The 18,728-nt window shown below is 69.8% G+C and carries 16 protein-coding genes; 3 read left to right on the top strand and 13 right to left on the bottom strand.

Annotated features, from left to right (window positions below):
• Positions 1–61: 61 nt before the first annotated feature.
• From glcF to N8A90_RS15635, 7 genes are all read right to left on the bottom strand, one after another.
• On the bottom strand, positions 62–1,291 hold the full coding sequence (gene glcF / locus N8A90_RS15605) for a glycolate oxidase subunit GlcF (RefSeq protein WP_262075860.1): 1,230 nt from the start codon (positions 1,289–1,291) through the stop codon (positions 62–64).
• 36 nt (positions 1,292–1,327) lie between these two features.
• Positions 1,328–2,134: a YoaK family protein gene (locus tag N8A90_RS15610; RefSeq protein WP_262075861.1), complete on the bottom strand. Its 807-nt coding sequence runs from the start codon at positions 2,132–2,134 to the stop codon at positions 1,328–1,330.
• Between the two features lie 21 nt (positions 2,135–2,155).
• Positions 2,156–3,280, bottom strand: a complete 1,125-nt coding sequence (glcE, locus tag N8A90_RS15615) for a glycolate oxidase subunit GlcE (RefSeq protein WP_262075862.1) — start codon at positions 3,278–3,280, stop codon at positions 2,156–2,158.
• A gap of 41 nt (positions 3,281–3,321) precedes the next feature.
• Positions 3,322–4,245, bottom strand: coding sequence for an SMP-30/gluconolactonase/LRE family protein (locus N8A90_RS15620; RefSeq protein ID WP_262075863.1), 924 nt, complete (start codon positions 4,243–4,245; stop codon positions 3,322–3,324).
• A gap of 240 nt (positions 4,246–4,485) precedes the next feature.
• Positions 4,486–6,030, bottom strand: coding sequence for an ammonium transporter (gene amt / locus N8A90_RS15625; protein WP_262075864.1), 1,545 nt, complete (start codon positions 6,028–6,030; stop codon positions 4,486–4,488).
• A 30-nt stretch (positions 6,031–6,060) separates the two neighbouring features.
• A complete protein-coding gene (gene glnK, locus N8A90_RS15630) occupies positions 6,061–6,399 on the bottom strand; it encodes a P-II family nitrogen regulator (protein WP_140844855.1) in 339 nt (112 codons plus the stop codon).
• A gap of 59 nt (positions 6,400–6,458) precedes the next feature.
• Positions 6,459–7,208, bottom strand: coding sequence for a TorF family putative porin (locus tag N8A90_RS15635; protein ID WP_262075906.1), 750 nt, complete (start codon positions 7,206–7,208; stop codon positions 6,459–6,461).
• Positions 7,209–7,426: 218 nt separating this feature from the next.
• Between N8A90_RS15635 and N8A90_RS15640 the strand changes: the two genes are divergently transcribed.
• Positions 7,427–8,956, top strand: coding sequence for a YifB family Mg chelatase-like AAA ATPase (locus N8A90_RS15640; RefSeq protein WP_262075866.1), 1,530 nt, complete (start codon positions 7,427–7,429; stop codon positions 8,954–8,956).
• 147 nt (positions 8,957–9,103) lie between these two features.
• Positions 9,104–9,859 (top strand): SDR family oxidoreductase, encoded by a 756-nt coding sequence (locus tag N8A90_RS15645; protein WP_262075867.1) that lies wholly within the window; start codon positions 9,104–9,106, stop codon positions 9,857–9,859.
• 3 nt (positions 9,860–9,862) lie between these two features.
• On the opposite strand, the gene N8A90_RS15650 is transcribed toward N8A90_RS15645, so the two are convergent.
• Positions 9,863–11,047 (bottom strand): fumarylacetoacetate hydrolase family protein, encoded by a 1,185-nt coding sequence (locus N8A90_RS15650; protein WP_262075870.1) that lies wholly within the window; start codon positions 11,045–11,047, stop codon positions 9,863–9,865.
• Positions 11,048–11,245: 198 nt separating this feature from the next.
• Here N8A90_RS15650 and N8A90_RS15655 point away from each other — a divergent pair, with 198 nt between their 5' ends.
• Positions 11,246–12,175 carry an acyltransferase gene (locus N8A90_RS15655; protein ID WP_262075872.1) on the top strand — a complete coding sequence of 310 codons (930 nt, stop codon included), beginning with the start codon at positions 11,246–11,248 and terminating at the stop codon, positions 12,173–12,175.
• Here N8A90_RS15655 and N8A90_RS15660 read toward each other — a convergent pair whose 3' ends face one another.
• From N8A90_RS15660 to N8A90_RS15680, 5 genes are read right to left on the bottom strand one after another with little or no spacing between them, the layout of a single operon-like run.
• A complete protein-coding gene (locus N8A90_RS15660) occupies positions 12,176–15,910 on the bottom strand; it encodes a molybdopterin-dependent oxidoreductase (RefSeq protein WP_262075875.1) in 3,735 nt (1,244 codons plus the stop codon).
• Entirely contained in the window at positions 15,907–16,380 is a 474-nt protein-coding gene (locus N8A90_RS15665) for a (2Fe-2S)-binding protein (RefSeq protein ID WP_262075876.1), read from the bottom strand. The genes N8A90_RS15660 and N8A90_RS15665 overlap by 4 nt, the downstream gene beginning before the upstream one ends.
• A 36-nt stretch (positions 16,381–16,416) precedes the next feature.
• Positions 16,417–17,130, bottom strand: a complete 714-nt coding sequence (gene pncA / locus N8A90_RS15670) for a bifunctional nicotinamidase/pyrazinamidase (RefSeq protein WP_262075878.1) — start codon at positions 17,128–17,130, stop codon at positions 16,417–16,419.
• 50 nt (positions 17,131–17,180) lie between these two features.
• Complete coding sequence (locus tag N8A90_RS15675; RefSeq protein WP_262075880.1) at positions 17,181–17,918, bottom strand: ABC transporter ATP-binding protein; 738 nt, start codon at positions 17,916–17,918, stop codon at positions 17,181–17,183.
• Positions 17,915–18,718: an ABC transporter ATP-binding protein gene (locus N8A90_RS15680; RefSeq protein WP_262075881.1), complete on the bottom strand. Its 804-nt coding sequence runs from the start codon at positions 18,716–18,718 to the stop codon at positions 17,915–17,917. The genes N8A90_RS15675 and N8A90_RS15680 overlap by 4 nt, the downstream gene beginning before the upstream one ends.
• Positions 18,719–18,728: the final 10 nt, after the last annotated feature.

Below are 18,728 nucleotides of genomic sequence, written 5' to 3' on the forward strand. Positions count from 1 at the left end.
AGTGAGCGTGCCGCACCGTCTGGCCCGCGCGCGTCGGCCGATGACGCCGCCCGCTGTGCGATCAGGCCGGCGTCAGCGCCGCATCCAGCAGCTCGACCCAGTGCCGCACCGGTGTCTCGCTGCCACTCTGCAGGTGCGTGATGCAGCCGATGTTGGCCGACACGATGGTCGTCGGCTGCAACTGGTTCAGGTGCCCCAGCTTGCGGTCGCGCAGGGGGTAGGCCAGCTCGGGCTGCAGCACCGAGTAGGTCCCGGCCGAGCCGCAGCACAGGTGCGCTTCGCTCTTGGCGACCTGCATGTCGAAGCCCAGCGCACGCAGGTTCACCTCGACGCCGCCGCGCAGCTTCTGGCCGTGCTGCAGCGTGCACGGCGGGTGGTAGGCGACCACGCCGGCCGGCGCCCTGACGCGCGGCTTGAGCATGGGCACCAGGTCCGGCAGCAGCTCGCTCAGGTCGCGCGTCAGTTCGCTGATGCGCCGGGCCTTCAGCGCGTAGGCCGGGTCGTCCTTGAAGAGGTGGCCGTAGTCGCGCACCGTGACGCCGCAGCCGGAGGCATTCATGACGATGGCTTCCACATCGTCACGCTCGGCGTGCGGCCACCACGCATCGATGTTGGCGCGCATGTGCGCCTTGCCGCCTTCGTGGTCGTTGAGGTGGAACTTCACGGCACCGCAGCAGCCGGCCTCGGGCGCGATCACGGTCTGGATGCCGGCGGCATCGAGCACGCGCGCGGTCGCGCTGTTGATGTTGGGCATCATCGACGGCTGCACGCAGCCGGCAAGCATCAGCACCTTGCGGGCATGCGTGCGCGTCGGCCAGGTGCCGGCGTCTTGCCGGGCCGGCACCTTGGCGCGCAGCGTCTCGGGCAACAAGCCGCGCACCGACTGGCCCAGCTTCATCGCCGGCGCGAAGAGCGGCGAGGTCAGCCCTTCCTTCAGCAGCCAGCGCGTGGCCGATTCCATCGCCGGTCGCGGCACCTTCTCGTCGACGATCCTGCGGCCGATGTCGACCAGATGGCCGTACTGCACGCCGCTCGGGCAGGTGGTCTCGCAGTTGCGGCAGGTCAGGCAGCGGTCGAGGTGCAGCTGGGTGGCACGCGTCGGCGGCTGGCCCTCGAGCACCTGCTTCATCAGGTAGATGCGGCCGCGCGGACCGTCGAGCTCGTCGCCGAGCAGCTGGTAGGTCGGGCAGGTGGCGGTGCAGAAGCCGCAGTGCACGCACTTGCGCAGGATGGCTTCGGCTTCGCGGCCATCCGCCGTGCCCTGGAATTCGGGGGCCAGTTGGGTTTGCATCGTGGGGTGTCTCGTTCTGCAGCGATTGTGAGCGCCCTACGGGCCGGAGGGTGGCGCGCGTCGTCCGAAGCGCCGCGCGGCCGAGCCGAGCAGCAGTTGCAGGTAGGTCGAGCGCCGCAGGTCCCGCCGGAAGGGCGGCAGCGACAGCGCCAGCAACAGCGCGGCCAGCGGCACGACCCAGACGAAGCCGATGTACTTGAACCCGGCGGCGCCGACGAGGCCGCCGACGATGAACATGCCGAGCAGCCCGCCGTAGAAACGCAGGGCGACGCGGTTGGCCCGCACCCGCTGTTCGGGGGGCGTCAGACGATGGTTGCGATAAAAGAGCCGCCCGAGCTCCAGGCCCAGGTCGGTGACGTGGCCCGTCATGTGCGTGGTGCGCATCTTGCCGTGCGACATGGCGGAGCTCAGCGCGTTCTGCAGGCCCATGATGTACGACAGCAGCAGCACCGTGAGCGGTACCGCGAAGGGCGTCGGCCAGGTGAGCGTGATGGCGCCGAGCAGCCCGAAGACCAGCAGCAGCGCCGCCTCGAGCATCAGCGGTATCGCGAACGCGCTGCGCAGATGGTGACGCTGGGCCCAATGCACGATCACGGCCGTCGTGGCCGCACCGGCGATGAAGGCCAGCAGCGCACCCAGCGCGCCGAGCACCAGCGGCACGTTGCCCAGCACCAGCCCGTCGGCCACCTGCGAGGCGAAGCCCGACATGTGGGAGGTGTACATGTGCACCACCAGCAGGCCGCCGGCATTCACGGCACCGGCATTGAAGGCGAGCAGCAGGCCGAAGATCCGGTCGACCGAGGCGGTCCGATGCTGACCGGTGAGATGGAGCAGGCGGCGCATGGCGGTGGTGTCGGGCTCCGGCTAGCCGAGCGCGGTCTCGGCGCGGTAGAGACGCCCGCGGTTGAAGATGCCGGCCGGGTCGAACTCGCGCTGCAGCGCGTGGTGGATGCGTGCGAGCGGCGGCGCGAGCGCATCGAAGCGCGGCACCGCCGGGTCGTGCCGCGCTGCGCGGAACAGCGTCGCGTGGCCGCCGGCCGCCCGTGCCGCCTCGCGCAATCGGGCGCCCTCGCCGGGCGCCGCAAAATACCAGCGCTGGCCGCCGTGCCACTCGACGAGCGGCTCGCTGCCCAGCGCGAGCACCGGCGCGGTCTGCGGCACCGAGAGGCGCCAGAGGTCCCGGCCTGCCGGCGCGTCGGCGAACCACGGCAATCGCTGGTCGCGGCAGGCGTCCCAGTCGGCCCGGACGTCGCCCTGCCGCTCCCCGCCCAGATGCGCGCAGGCGGCTTCGACCGCCGCCACCGCACCGCGCAGGCGCAGGTACAGCACGCCGTCGCCGGCTTCGGGCACCCAGCAGCTCGCGTTGAGCGGCAGCGGCCGACCGCCCCAGCCGTTGAGCAGTTCGAGCGCCTCGGCCTGCCCGCAGGCGAAACGCAGCGTGGCCTCGGCCGGTGGCACCGGCAGTACCTTGAGGCTCACCTCGGTGATCAACCCCAGCACGCCGAGCGAACCGGCCAGCACGCGCGAGACGTCGTAGCCGGCGACGTTCTTCATCACCTGCCCGCCGAAGCTGAGCAGGTCGCCGCGTCCGTTGAGCAGCGTCGCGCCCAGCACGTAGTCGCGCACGGCACCGACGCTGGCGCGCGCGGGCCCCGACAGGCCGGCGGCGACCATGCCGCCCACCGTGCCGCCCCCGCTGCCGGCATCGCTGCCAGGTGTGGCGAAGTGCGGCGGCTCGAAGGGCAGGCATTGGCCCTTCTCGGCCAGCACGGCTTCGAGTTCGGCCAGCGGTGTGCCGGCCTGCGCCGTCACCACCAGTTCGCTCGGCTCGTAGCTGGTGATGCCGGCCAGCGCCCGGGTGTCGAGCACCTCGCCATCGACCGGCTCGCCGTAGAAGTCCTTGGTGCCGCCGCCACGGATGCGCAGCGGCGTGCCGGCAGCGGTGGTGGCGCGGATGCGCGCCGCGATGGCGTGAAGCTCGGGGTTCATGCGGTCGATGGTACTGCCGCGGTGCCCGCCACTGGTGCGCATCAATCCTCGAAGAAGTTCACCGGCAGGCCGGCCGTCGCCACGCGGGTGCTGAGCACGCTGCCGGAATGGGGCAGGCGCGCGCGCTCGGCGTCGCTGCGGCCCTTGGCCGCGGTGGTGACGAAGAGCGTGCGCAGGTCGGCCCCGCCGAAGCAGGGCATCGTCGGGCACTGCGCAGGCAGGGACAGCGCTTCCACCGGCTCGCCGGATGGCGCGAAGCGCAGCACCTGGGCGCCCTCGAACATCGCCACCCAATAGTGGCCGTCGGCCGACACGGTGGCGCCGTCGGGGCGGCCGTCGTAGGGCAAGCCGGACTCGGGCGTCCATCCCGCGGGCTTGGCGTCGAAACGGGTGAAGACGCGTTCGCCCGACAGCGTGTTGGCGCCCGCGTCCCACGCCCAGGCGCGCACCGCGTGCGAGGCGGTGTCGGCCCAGTAGAGCGTGCGGGCGTCGATCGAGAAAGCCAGCCCATTGGCGGTCGTGGCCTCGTTCGCCATTGGCGTGAAGACGGGCGACCGGCCGCCGCGTGCATCGAGGCAAAAAAGCGCCGCGTTGGCGCGGTCCTTGGCTTCGTTGATCGTGCCGGCCCAGAAACGGCCCAGCACGTCGCACTTGCCGTCGTTGAAGCGCATGGTCCGCGTGTCGTGCTCGGCGCGCACCAGCAACTGCAGCGCGCCTCCCCATTCGCGGGCGCGGTAGATGCCGTCGCGCAGCGCCAGCACCAGGCCGCCGCTGCGCGCAGGGGCCATGCAACCGGGCTCGCTCGGCAATGGCCAGCGCTCGATGCGCATCGCGCCGCCATCGCCGCGGGTGCGCAGCACGGTGCGCGCCACGATGTCCAGCCAGTAGAGCGCCTGTTCGTCCGGATGCCAGAACGGCGATTCGCCGAGCTGGCACACGCTGTCGTCGAGGGGGGTCCAGTTCATGGGGCCATTGTCGGTCGCGGCCGCAGCCCAGCCCGCGCGCGGAGGACAAAAAAAAGCCCGCGGTGCCGAAGCACTGCGGGCTGAACATCCAAAGGAGACTCTCGCTGAAAACTCGTTCGTCTATTCGTTCTTTCATCCCTGCCAGGAACACCGCGGAACCGGCTTTGCCGGGCCGCTGGTGTTGCCCCCTTGAGGGGGAAGGGCCAGGCGACACGCAGTGCGCCAGGCCCTCCGGGGGTGTTACCTGTTGTAGGCGGTTTCGCCGTGGGCGGAGATGTCGAGGCCTTCGCGCTCTTCTTCTTCCGTCACGCGCAGGCCGACGGTGAGATCGGCGATCTTGAAGGCGATGAAGGCCACCACGCCCGACCACACGATGGTCAGCAGCACGGCCTTGAGCTGGATCCAGACCTGTGCGCCGATGCCGTTGGAGGTGACCGAAGCCGTGACCCAGTCACCGACCAGGCCTGGGCCGCCGAGGGCCTGCGTGTTGAACACGCCGGTCAGCAGCGCGCCGACGATACCGCCGACACCGTGCACGCCGAACACGTCGAGCGAGTCGTCCGCACCCAGCAGCTTCTTCAGGCCGTTCACGCCCCACAGGCAGGCGAAGCCAGCGATGAAGCCCATGATGATCGCGCCCATCAGGCCGACGTTGCCGGCAGCCGGGGTGATGGCCACGAGGCCGGCGACGGCACCCGACGCTGCGCCCAGCATCGACGCCTTGCCGCGCATCATCGCTTCACCGATGCACCATGCGAGCACCGCAGCGGCGGTGGCCGAGAAGGTGTTCATGAAGGCGAGCACGGCGCTGGTGCCGGCTTCCAGAGCCGAACCGGCGTTGAAACCGAACCAGCCCACCCACAGCAGCGAGGCACCGACCATCGTCAGCGTCAGCGAATGCGGCGTGAAGGCTTCCTTGCCGTAGCCGATGCGCTTGCCGATCACGTAAGCACCCACCAGGCCGGCGACGGCTGCGTTGATGTGCACGACGGTACCGCCGGCGAAGTCGAGCGCACCCCATTGCCAGATCAGACCGGCCTTGGCGTTCATCTCGTCCACGACGCCGGCAGCGGTGTAGGCGTCAGGACCCATCCAGAACCACACCATGTGCGCCAGCGGCGCGTAGCTGAAGGTGAACCAGATGACCATGAACACCAGCACGCCCGAGAACTTGGCGCGTTCGGCGAAGGCGCCGACGATCAGGCAGCAGGTGATGCCGGCGAAGGTGGCCTGGAAGGCGGCGAACAGCAGCTCGGGGATGTAGACGCCCTTGCTGAAGGTCGCGCCCGGCGCGAAGGTGCCGGTGGCCGCATCGAAGATGCCCTTCATGAAGAGCCGGTCGAAGCCGCCGATGAAGGCATTCCCCTCGGTGAACGCCAGGCTGTAGCCGTAGATGAGCCAGAGCACCACGATCATGGAGAAGGTGACCATCACCTGCATCAGCACCGACAGCATGTTCTTGCTGCGGACCAGGCCGCCGTAGAACAGCGCGAGACCGGGGATGGTCATCATGATGACGAGCAGCGTGGACAGCATCATCCAGCTGGTGTCGCCCTTGTTGAACGACGGGGCCGCAGCGGCCGGCGCTGCAGCTTCGGCAGCCGGGGCAGCAGCAGCAGGGGCTGCGGCCGGGGCCGGCGCGGCCGCTGGCGTCGCGGCAGCGGGTGCGGAGGCAGACGTTGCGCCGGCTTCCTGTGCGTTCGGCGTGGGTGTCTGTGCGAAACCGGTCACCCCGGCCGTGAGCACGCTCAGGCCGAGCGCGAGTGAGACAAGCAGTTTTTTCATGTCGATGGTTCTTTCGTGCCTCGATGCGGGTCAGAGTGCCTCGCGGCCGGTTTCACCGGTGCGGATGCGCACCACTTGTTCCAGGTTGTAGACAAAGATCTTCCCGTCGCCGATCTTGCCGGTGCGGGCAGCGCCCTCGACCGCCTCGATCACGCGCTCGACCAGTTCGTCGGCCACGGCCGCTTCGATCTTGACCTTCGGCAGGAAGTCGACCACGTACTCCGCGCCGCGGTAGAGCTCGGTGTGGCCCTTCTGGCGACCGAAACCCTTGACTTCCGTCACGGTGATCCCCTGGACACCGATCGTCGACAGTGCCTCGCGGACCTCGTCGAGCTTGAATGGTTTGATGATGGCTGTGACCAGCTTCATGGCGTTTCTCCTAGAGATGAAATGGGTCGGCGCGGCAGCATGGGCCGCGCCTTTGTTCTTTACAGCGTCTTGCTCAGCGTGACGATGGCGCGCGCCTTGTTCACGAAGCCGAAGTAGTCCTTCTTGTTCGCGCCCTGCACGCCGCCATACAGCGCCACGCCGCTGCCGAAGTCATACGACACGCCCAGTGCGTAGTCAACGTAGTTCGGGATCTTCGCGCCGCTGAGCTCGGTGTAGTCCTTGATGCCGCCGTTGAAGCGCGTGTAGCCCACGGCTGCCTTCAGCGTCAGCGAGGGCGCGACTTCCTGGGCGAACGCCAGGTTCAGGTAGCCGGTGTTACGGCCCTTGTAGCCCGAACCCGAGCTCTCTTGGGCCCAGCCGAAGTAGTCCTTGGAGATCGTGTGCGAGTACTTCAGGGTCAGCGGACCGTAGGTACCGGCACCGTACAGCTCGGTGGTGTCGCCCTGCTTGGCACCCGGGTAGATGTAGGTCAACGCGCCCACGTCCCAGGCCACGCCACCGGCGGTGAACTTGTAGCCGCCGTACAGGTCGCTCTCGATGCTGTTGCCCGGCAGCCAGTTGACGCTGGAGTTCCAGTTGCCGACGTACCAGCCCGTTTCGCCGAAGGCGTAGTCGAAGCCGCCCTGGATCGCCGGCTTGAAGGCGCGGGTGCGGCCCGTGTCCTGGTCCTGCCCACGGAACTTGTAGTTGCTCGTGAGTGCCACGTTGGCCGTCAGTTGCGCGCTCGCGAACATCGGCAGGGTGGCGAGGGCGACCACGGCCAAGGCCTGGGCAGTTTTACGGTGCATCATCGATTTGGCTCCTGTGCAGGATTTGAAGGTAGGGGGAAACCTGTCAAAGCAGGGAGCGTGCCAAACTGCACGGGTCCAGGGCGCGAGGCCGACAGAAGAAGGACTGTCACGGCTTGAAACATGGCGAAAATTGTTTCACCGCCAAGAGGTGCACCAATCTGAGCGCTGTCGCTCCAGACGTACAAGATCGCACCACATTGGTGAAAGGGAGAGAAATGAGTCTGTCTTTGGTGCAAAGCCGCGCCCTGCTTGGGCTCGACGCGGCTGCTGTCACGGTCGAGGTGCATCTGGCCAACGGTTTGCCGAGCTTCACGCTCGTGGGGCTGGCCGACGTCGAGGTCAAAGAGGCCCGCGAACGCGTGCGCTCGGCCATCCAGAACGCCGGGCTGGAATTCCCGACCAACAAGAAGATCGTGGTGAACCTCGCGCCGGCCGACCTGCCCAAGGATTCCGGCCGATTCGACCTACCGATCGCTCTGGGGATCCTGGCCGCCAGTGGCCAGATCGAGGGCCACAGACTGGCCGGCCACGAGTTCGCAGGTGAGCTCTCACTCTCGGGACATCTTCGGCCGGTGCGTGGTGCGCTCGCCATGGCGCTGGCGCTGCACACCGGTGGGGTGGCCACACGCCTGGTGCTGCCGGCCGACAGTGCCCAGGAGGCGGCGCTCGTGCCCGACGCGGTGGTCTATGGCGCGCAGCACCTGCTCGACGTGGTCGGCCAGTTCCTGCACCAGCCGGCGGGTGGGCCCGAAGCGCCGCCGGCCGCAGGCTGGGCCCGTGTGGCGCCCAGCCCGGCCACGGCCGCCACGGCCTACGCCGACTTCGCCGACGTGAAGGGCCACGCCGGCATCAAGCGCGCGCTGGAAATCGCGGCGACCGGCCAGCACGGCCTGCTGATGGTCGGCCCGCCAGGCTCGGGCAAGTCGATGCTGGCCCAGCGTTTTGCCGGGCTGCTCCCGCCGATGACGGTCGAGGAAGCCCTCGAGAGCGCCGCCATCGCCAGCCTCGGCGGACGTTTCACGCTCGACACGTGGATGCGCCGGCCGACGGCATCGCCGCACCACACCGCCAGCGCGGTGGCGCTGGTCGGAGGCGGCTCGCCGCCGCGGCCCGGCGAGATCTCGCTGGCGCATCAGGGGGTGCTCTTCCTCGACGAATTTCCCGAGTTCGCCCGGGCCGCCCTCGAAGCCCTGCGCGAGCCGCTCGAGACCGGCACGATCACCATCTCGCGCGCGGCGCGCCGGGCCGAGTTCCCCGCGCGCTTTCAGCTCGTCGCGGCCATGAACCCCTGCCCCTGCGGCCATCTTGGCTCCGCGCTCAAGGCCTGCCGCTGCACGCCCGAGCAGGTGGCGCGCTACCAGGGCAAGCTCAGCGGCCCGCTGCTCGACCGCATCGACCTGCACGTCGAGGTGCCGGCGATCGCGCCGCGGCAGCTACTCGATGCCGCGCCGGGCGAATCGACCGCCGACATCCGTGCGCGCGTGGTCGCCGCGCGTGCACGCGCCATCGCGCGCCAGGGCACGCCGAACCAGGCGCTGGCGGGCGCGGCGATCGACCGCCACGCCGCACTGGAACCGGCCGCGCTCGGCTTCCTGCACACCGCGGCCGCGCGGCTGGGCTGGTCGGCACGCAGCACGCACCGGGCCCTCAAGGTGGCACGCACCATTGCCGACCTGGCCGCAACCGAAACCGTGCAGCAGGTGCACGTGGCCGAGGCGGTGCAGTACCGGCGCGCGCTGCGCTGAACGACCCGCGCCGGGTGCCCGGCCACTGTTGGCTTTTCGGCGAACACTGCGTTAGAAAAGCCGGCGAGCGCATCGCGACCGGCTGCGCGACCATCGCGTCATGGCGGCGCACCCCCGCGCGGTCAACCACCTCTGCAGGAGAAAACCATGAGCACCCCCCTCGACCGCAAGATCGCCTTCATCACCGGCGGCAACCGCGGCATCGGCTTCGAAACCGCGCGCCAGCTCGGCGCCCTCGGCATCCTGCCGGTGATCGGCGCCCGCAGCGCCGAGGCCGGCCGCGACGCCGTCGCCCAGTTGCGCGAGGAAGGCATCGAGGCCGAATCGATCGTCTTCGACGTGACCGACGATGCCGACCACCGCCGCGCCTTCGATTTCTTCCAGAAGAAGGCCGGCCGCCTCGACATCCTGATCAACAACGCCGGCGTGTACCTCGAAGGCGAGCCCGGCGGCGCACAGCGCTACCTGCCCTCGACGGTGCCCGACAAGGTGCTGCGCGCGACCTTCGACGCCAACCTGTTCGCGCCCATCGCGGTCACGCAGGCGCTGCTGCCGCTGCTGCGCCTGGCGCCGGCCGGCCGCATCGTCAACCTGTCGAGCATCCTCGGTTCGCTGACGCTGCACAGCGACCCCACGTCGCCCATCTACGACGCCAAGGCGACCGCCTACGACGCCTCGAAGACGGCGCTGAATGCCTACACGGTGCACCTGGCCTACGAACTCAAGGGCAGCAGCACCAAGGTCAATTCGGCCCACCCCGGCTGGGTGCAGACCGCCATGGGCGGCAGCAATGCGCCGATGAACGTGGCCGACGGTGCGAAGACGAGCGTGCAACTCGCCACGCTGCCGGCCGACGGCCCCAGCGGCGGCTTCTTCCACCTGGGCGAGCCGCTGCCCTGGTAAGGCTCAGAGCAGCCCGCGGTGCGCCAAGTTGCGCATCAGCGCGGTGATGCCGAAGCGCCAGCGCGGCGCCTGGTCGGCGTGCACCACGCGGTTGACCAGCGCGCCGAGTTCCGGGGCCCAGATGCGCACCTGGTCGCCCACGACGTGGGTGAAGCCCTGGCCGGGGCCATGGCGGTCTTGCGTAGGCGCAAACATGGTGCCGAGGAAGAGCATCAGCCCGTCGGGGTAATCGTGGTGCTGGTTGATGGCCTGGCCCACCAGGTCGAGCGGATCGCGGCTGATCTTCGCGAGTGAGCTAGAGCCTTCGAGCGTGAAGCCTTCCGGCCCCATGACCTGCAGGCCGACCGTGATGCGCCGCACGTCGTCGATGCCGAAGCCGCCGTCGAACAGGCGGATGAAGGGGCCGATGGCGCAGGACGCGTTGTTGTCCTTGGCCTTGCCCAGCAGCAGCGCGCTGCGGCCCTCGAAGTCGCGCAGGTTCACGTCGTTGCCCAGCGCCGCGCCCAGCGTCTGGCCGCGGCTGTTCACCGCCAGCACCACCTCCGGCTCGGGGTTGTTCCACACCGAGCCCGAATGGATGCCCACGTCGGCGCCCGTGCCCACGGCCGACAGCACCGGCGCCTTGGTGAAGATCTCCGCATCGGGCCCGATGCCGACCTCCAGGTACTGCGACCACGCGCCCTGCGCGATCAGTACTTCCTTGACGCGCGCCGCCTCGGGCGAGCCCGGCACGATGTCCGCGAGGTTGTCGCCGAGCACGTCGCCGATGGCCTGACGCGTGGCCTCGGCGCGGGACGCGTCGCCGCGCGCCTGCTCCTCGATGACGCGCTCCAGCAGGCTGGCGACGAAGGTCACGCCGCTGGCCTTCACCGCCTGCAGGTCGCAGGGGGCGAGCAGCCAGGGCTGGGTGGTGTCGCGTACCGTCTCGTCGCTGTTGGCCAGGGCCGCGTCGAGCGAGGCGATGCGATGCGCGATGCTGTCCTGCAGCGCGGCGCGCACGGCGGTCGCGGGCGCGTCGCCTTCGAGCAACTGGCTCATGGTGGGCGCGACGCGCGACAGGTCGTGCAGCTGGTCGCCGTGCACCGCCACCAGGACCGGACCGACATCCGGCTGCCAGAGGCGGCCGACCAGGGTGGCCCGGGCCGCGTCGTGCGGAAGAGAGGAAGAGGCGCTGAGGGAGAGGGGCATGGTGTTGTCTCGGCTCTGAAGTTCTGAGGGGCTCGCCGGCCGCGAAGACCGTGCGCCGCAACGATAACGCGCCCGGCCGCCACGTGCGCGCCGCAGGGATTGCGCATCGGGCTGATCTGGCGCAGAAAGCCCCCGGCCGTCTTGTGCGCACAATCGCAGTCTTCGCGCTCACTCGCGCCCTCGCGGCGCCGCCCGTCCATGCTCGGTTTCCTGCCCCCCGTCGTCCGCGGCGCCATCGCCTTTCTGCTGCTCGTCATCAACACCTTGTTCTGGTGCAGCCTGGTCTTCCTGCTCGCGCTGGTGAAGCTGGTGCTGCCCTTCGCCGCCGTGCGCAAGGCCATCGACCCGGTGCTCAACGGCGTGGCCACCGCGTGGATCGCCTGCAACAGCGGCTGGATGCGCCTGACCCAGCGCACGAGGTGGGACGTGCAGGGCATCGACGGCCTAGCCTACCGCGGCTGGTACCTGGTGAATGCCAACCACCAGTCGTGGGTCGACATCTTCGTGCTGCAGCACACCATGAACCGCCGCATTCCGCTGCTGAAGTTCTTCCTCAAGCAGCAGCTCATCTATGTGCCGGTGATCGGCCTGGCCTGGTGGGCGCTCGACTTTCCCTTCATGGCGCGCCATTCGAAGGCCGACCTGCGCAAGAACCCCGCACTGCGCGGCCAGGACAGGGAGACCACGCGCCGCGCCTGCGAGAAGTTCGCGCTGGTGCCCACCAGCGTGATGAACTTCGCCGAGGGCACGCGCTTCACCGCCGACAAGCACAAGGCGCAAGGCTCGCCCTACCGTCACCTGCTCAAGCCCAAGGCCGGCGCGCTGGCGCTCGCGCTCGAAGCGATGGGTGCCAAGTTCCAGTCGCTGATCGACGTGACCATCGTCTACCCCGACGGCGTGCCGAGCTTCTGGGACTTTCTCTGCGGCCGCACGACGCGCGTGATCGTGCGGGCGCGCGAAGTGCCGATTCCGGCCGAATTCGCGCAGGGCGACTACGTCGCCGACTCGGTGTTCCGCGGCAAGTTCCACCGCTGGCTGGCCGCCATCTGGGCCGCCAAGGATGCGGAGATCGAAGGGCTGCTGGCGCCAACCGGGGCCGCATCCGACGCGGTGGCCGCGAAGGCTTGATCAGCGTTTGACGGTGGCTTCGGCGCGCAGCCGCGCCACGTCCTTCGCCAGCGTCGGCCAGGGCGCGGCCTGCGGCGCGAAGCGCGCGCGCATGTAGCCGGCGAGCTCGACGATCTGCGCGTCGTCCAGGGCGCCGCCGAAGGCGGGCATGAAGCCGATGTCCTTCGTGGCCGGCTCGCGCACACCGTCGAGGATGGTGCGCAGCAGGTTGTCGGGCCGGTCGCTCGTGAGGTTGGTGTTGAGCGCGAGCGGCGTGTTCACGCCCAGCAGGGTCGGCCCGTCGCCGTCGTGGTGGCAGGCGGCGCAGGCGTTGTCGAACAGGCGCTGCGGCGCGCCGAGCAGGCGGCCCTTGTTGGCGGCCGCGGTCTGCACGGCTTGCGCGGCCAGCGCCTGCGGATCGGGCACCGTGGGGTTGAAGGACGCGAGGTAGGTGCTCATCGCGCGGATGTCGTCGTCGGGCACCTGCTGCAGTTCGCGCACCACCTCGGCCATCGGGCCGCCGGCGGTGCCGTTCGATGGGGCATGGCCGTGGCGCAGATAGCCGTAGAGCGCGTCGGCCGTCCACGGCACGGCGGCCTTCGACAGGCCGGTGAGCGCAGGCGCCTCCCAGCCGTCGACCATCGCGCCCGACAGGAAGGCGCTGCCGCCCTGCTCTGCACCGAGCGCGTTGCGCGGCGTATGGCAGGCACCGCAGTGGCCCAGACCGTTGATCAGGTAGGCGCCGCGGTTCCACTCTGCGCTCTGTGCCGCGACCAGCGCGTAGGGCGCGGGGTCGTGGAACAGCGCGTTCCAGCCGGCCATCAGCGGGCGCACGTTGAAGGGAAACTTCAGGTCGGACTTCGGCGTCTCGGCACGCACCGGCGGCAGCGCCATGAAGTACGCGTACAGCGCCTGCAGGTCGTCGTCGCTGGTCTTGGCGAAGGCGGTGTACGGGAAGGCCGGGTACAGGTGATGCCCATCGCGCGAGACACCTTCGCGCATCGCGCGCTGGAAGGCGCTGAAGGACCAGCGGCCCAGGCCCGTCTCGGGATCGGGTGTGAGGTTGGTGGTGTAGATCGTGCCGAAGGGCGTGTCCATCGCACGGCCGCCGGCGTTGGGCGTGCCGCCGTCGGTGGTGTGGCAGACGGCGCAGTCGCCCATCGCGGCGAGCACGCGGCCGCGCTCGATGGTCGTCGCGCTGTAGACCGGTGCGGTGAGTGACACCGGCGCGATGGCCGAACGCCAGCCGAGCACGCCCGCCACGACGCTGAGGCCGCCGATGAGCAAGGCGCTGGCCGTGGCCCACACGCTCTTGCGCTTCGGCCAGGGCGCATCGGCCGGCACGCGCGCGGGCGGCGCGATCGGCATGGCATCGAGGCGCGGCGTGTCGGCATTCGCCTCGCCACCGGCCGGCGCCGACAGCGGATTCAATGCCGCACGCACCACCTCCGGCGTAAACGGCGGTTCGCGAAAGCGCACCCCCGTCGCATCGAAGATCGCATTCGCGATCGCCGCCGTGCCCGGCACCGACGACGACTCGCCCGCGCCCAGCGGTGCCTCGCCCTGCCGCGGCATGTGCATCACCTCGATCACCGGCACCTGGCGGAAGTTGATGATCGGGTAGCCGCCCCACTCGCGGTTCGCCACCACGCCGGATGGCGGCCGACCGGCCATCACCTCACCCGCCGGCGCACCGTCCGCTTGCTGCGGCGCGAAGCGCACCTCTTCCATCAATGCGCGGCTGGTGGTCTGGATGACGTTGCCGTGGATCTGATGCTCGACGCCCGCGGGGTTGACCATCATCCCCGCGTCGTGGCCGACCACCACGCGGCGCACATGCACCTCGCCGGTGGTGCGGTTCACCTCGACATCGGCCACCCAGGCGGCCCAGGCGGCGCCATAGCCGGGCCACTTGCTGTGCACGTAGCGCGCATACGCGAAGCCCTGGCCGAAGAGGATGTCGCCGCCCTCCCCCAATCCGCCATCGGCGTTCTCCTGCGGCCCGGTGCGCATGCGCCAGCCGGCCTTCTGCGCGGTGGCCTGCACCAGTTCGGCAGCGCGCGGGTCGTGCAGATGGCGCAGCCGGAACTGCACCGGGTCGACACCGGCGGCCGTCGCCAGTTCATCGATGTACGACTCGTGCGCGAAGGAGCTCGGCAGCGCCGACACGCCGCGCAGCCACGAGGCGCGCACGATCGGCGCCATGTCGTTGACCTTCACGCGCAGGTTCTCGACCGTGTAAGGCGGGCGCGCCGTGCGGTCGCCCATCTCGTAGGCCTGCGCCACCGGCTCGACCGCGCGCGTGAGCAGCAGCGCCAGCGTGGGTGCACCGTTCGACGGGTACGAGGTCTCGAAGTCGTAGGCCGCGATGCCGCCGTCGGCGTCGAGCCCGCCATTCACATCCATCAACTGCGCGGCGCCCTTGGGCTCCCACGCATGCTCCTGTTCGCGCGTGAGCTGCACGCGCACCGGCGCGCCGACCGCACGCGCCAGCAGCGCGGCGTCGGCGGCCACGTCGTCGGCGCCGTTGCGGCCATAGCAGCCGGCAGCTTCCATGCGGACCACGTCGACCTGCACATCCTGCAGGTCCATCAGTTTGGCGAGGTCCGCGCGCAGCACGTGCGGGCTCTGCGAACCGGCCCATACCCGAAGCGCGAAACCGTCTGCCGCGTCGGCCTGCCAGTCGGCCAGCGCGCACGACGGCCCGATCGATGCGTGCATCTGGTAGGGCCACACGTAGGTGCGACGCATGGGTTGCGCGGCGCGCGCGATGGCGCCGTCGACATCGCCGTCGTCGACCAGCAGGCGCTGGGTCGACGGGTTGTCGCGCAGCGCCTGCGCCACGTTCGACAGGTCCGGCATGCCGGGCCAGGCCTTCCAGGCGACGCGCAGCTCGCGCATCGCCTGTTCGGCGTGTTCCTCGCGTTCGGCCACCACGCCGACGAAGTCGCGCAGCACCACCACGGCGCGCACGCCGGGGATGTGCGCGATGGACGATTCGTCCACCGATTCCAGCGTGTTGCCGATGTAGTCGCCGTGGTCGGCGCCCGCGTACGGCGGCCGCACCACGCGGCCGTGCAGCATGCCGGGCACGCGCATGTCGTGCACGAAGACGAGTTCGCCCGCCAGCTTGGCCGGAATGTCGACGCGCGGCTGGCGCGTGCCGACGACGCGGTAGTCGGCCGGATTCTTCAGCGCCGTGTCGGGCGCGAGCGTGAGCACGGTGCGCTGGCCTGCGACCAGCTGCGCATACGCCACCTGGCGCGACACGTCGTCGGCCACGCGCACGATGCCGTGGCGCACCTCGAGCGATGCCGCCGGTGCACCGAGCCGCTCGGCCGCGCGCGCCAGCAGCCAGGCACGCGCCTGTGCCGCGGCCAGCCGCAGCGGCTGGGCGTGGATCTGGATCGATGCACTCGCGATGGTGCCGCCCTGGTTGGGCACGCGCGCGGTGTCGCCCAGCATCACGCGGATGCAGGGCATGCCGAGGTCGAGCTCCTCGGCCACGATCTGCATCAGCGCGGTCTGGATGCCGGTGCCCAGGTCGACGTGGCCGTGCAGGGCCGAGGCGCTGCCGTCGTCCCACACGGCGAGCAGGATCTCGTCGCCCTCGGCCGGGTTGCCCGACACCGCGATCGGCTGGCCCGGCGTCGGCGGCGCGGCGGGCGGTGTCGGCCGCGTCACGACCAGCACGCCCTCGGCCGAGAGAAACTCGGCGCGCGTGCGCGGCGCGTCGGCGCGGCGCGGATTCGTCATGCGTCTGCCGCCAGCCGGGAGGCCGCCAGCTGCACGGCGCGGATGATCTCGACATGCGTCCCGCAGCGGCACAGGTTGGCGGACAGCTCGGCACGGATCCGCTCTTCGCTGGGATGCGGCTCGCGCGCGAGCAAGGCCGCGGCCTGCATCACCATGCCGTTGAGGCAGTAGCCGCATTGCGCGGCCTGGGCTTCCTCGAAGGCGGCCTGCACCGGATGCCACGCTGCACGCGTGCCCAACCCTTCGAGTGTGGTGATCTCCCGCCCCGCCACGCCGTGCGCCGGAATCACGCAGCTGCGCGCCGCGACACCATCGACCCACACGGTGCAAGCACCGCACTGGCCGAGCCCGCAGCCGTACTTCGGGCCGTTCAGGCCGAGTTCGTTGCGCAGCACATGGAGCAGCGTCGCCTCGCGCGTGGCATCGACGACGACGGCCTGCGCGTTGACGGTCAGCGAGAGTCCAGGCATCTCGGGATCAGAACCTCGCGCTGACACCGCGCAGCGTCATGCGCTCAGGATGTCCGTCGACTGGATGCGCTTCACGCCCTTGGCGGCCATCTGCTTCCAGGCGGCGGCGAGCGAGCCGTTGAGGTCGATGCCGCGCGTGGCGTCCTCGATCACATAGGCCTCGAAGCCGGCCTTGCGCGCATCCATGGCGGTCCAGGCGACGCAGAAATCGGTGGCCAGGCCGGTGACGTACACCGTCTTGATGCCGCGCGCCTTCAGGTAGCCGGCCAGGCCGGTCACGGTCTTGTGGTCGGCTTCCTCGAAGGCCGAGTAGCTGTCGACGCCGGGGTTGTAGCCCTTGCGGATGATGAGCTGCGCCGTCGGCAGCTTCAGGTCCTTGTGCAGCGACGCGTCGTCGGTGCCCTGCACGCAATGATCGGGCCACAGCACCTGCTTGCCGTACTTGAGCATGGTCGTCTCGAAGGGCTTCTTGCCCGGGTAGGCCGTGGCGAAGGACGCATGGCCGGGCGTGTGCCAGTCCTGCGTGACCACCACGTTCTGGAAGGCACCCGCCAGCTTGTTGATCACCGGCACCACCTCGGCCCCGCCCTTCACCGGCAGCGTGCCGCCCTCGATGAAGCAGTTCTGCACGTCGACCACGATCAGCGCGGCATTGGCGGCCGGCTTGCGCTGGCCCGCGGCGAAGAGCTGCGGCGACAGCGCCACGAGCCCGAGGGCGGCACCGGCGTGAAGAAGGGTTCTGCGTTGCATGGTGGGGCTCCTGGCAAAGGTGGAGGAAGAATGGTGATCGGACGCTGAAATCAGACGCTCAGGTAGGCGCGGCGCACATCGTCGTTCGCGGCCAGCTCGGCCATCGTCGCCTGGTAGCGGATCTGGCCTTTCTCGAGCACATAGGCCCGGTCGGACACCAGCTCGGCGAAGTGCATGTTCTGCTCCGACAGCAGGATGCTCACGCCCTGCGCCTTGAGCTCGAGGATCATGTTCGCCATCTGCTCGACGATCACCGGAGCAACGCCTTCGGAGGGCTCGTCGAGCAGCACGAGGTACGGGTTGCCCATCAGCGTGCGCGCGACCGTCAGCATCTGCTGCTCGCCGCCGCTCATGCGGCCGCCCGGGCGCTGCGGCATCTCGCCGAGGTTGGGGAAGAGCTTGAACAGGCGCTCGGGCGTCCACAGCGGCGCCTCGCTGCCGTCGGCCCAGCGGCGCGGCGGCTGCCGGCCGACCTCGAGGTTCTCCATCACCGTGAGGTCGGTGAACACGCGGCGGTCTTCGGGCACGAAGCCCAGGCCCATCTTGGCCGCGTGGTGCGGTTCGCTCTTGGAGATGTCGTGGCCGAGGAAGCTCACCGCGCCCTTGCGCTTGGCCAGCATGCCGATCAGCGCCTTCAGCGTGGTCGACTTGCCGGCGCCGTTGCGGCCCATCAGCGCGACGACTTCGCCACGGCGCACCTCGAGGTCGACGTCGTAGAGGATCTGTGCGGCGCCGTACCAGGCGCACAGCGATTGGGCGGTCAGCAATGTCTCGTGGTGCCTGCTCATGCGTCTGCTCCCACCGCCGCGTTCACTTCCGCGGCCTTCTCGGCGATCTTCTCGAAGGTCTTGCCGCTGCCGAAGTACACCTCCTGCACCTTCGGGTGGTCGCGGATCTCCAGCGGCTTGCCCTGCGCGATGAGCCGGCCGCGGGCCAGCACGATCATGCGGTCGGCATAGGCGAAGACCACGTCCATGCTGTGCTCGGTGAAGAGCACGGCCATGCCGCGCCGGACCACCAGGTCCTTGGTCAAGGCCATGAGCGAATTGCGTTCCTTCGGCGCCATGCCGGCGGTCGGCTCGTCCATCAGCAGCAGCTTGGGCTCGTTGGCCATCGCGATGGCGAGTTCGACGCGCTTCACGTCGCCGTAGGCCAGCTCGCTGCAGGGGCGGTCGGCCTGCACCTTCATGCCGACCTGGTCGAGCAGGGCCAGCGCGTCGTCGCGCCGATGATCGGCCGCGCGGCGCCACATCGAGAATAGCTTGCCGTCGTGCGAGAGCAGCGCCATCTGCACGTTCTCGACCACGGTGAGCGACGCGAAGGTCTCGGCGATCTGGAAGGTGCGGCCCACGCCCAGGCGCCAGATCTCGCGCGGCTTGCGGCCGACGAGTTCGACGCCATTGAGGGTGATCGAACCCTGATCGGCCTTGAGCTGGCCGTTGACCATGTTGAAGGTGGTCGACTTGCCGGCGCCGTTGGGGCCGATCAGCGCCAGCAGTTCACCGGGCGCCAGGTCGAAGCTGATGCCATCGACGGCCTTCACGCCGCCGAAGGACTTGCCCAGGTTGTTGACTTGCAGAAGGGTCATCGGAAATCTC

This window comes from Variovorax sp. N23 (assembly GCF_025486315.1).
Classification (GTDB): Bacteria; Pseudomonadota; Gammaproteobacteria; order Burkholderiales; family Burkholderiaceae_C; genus Variovorax.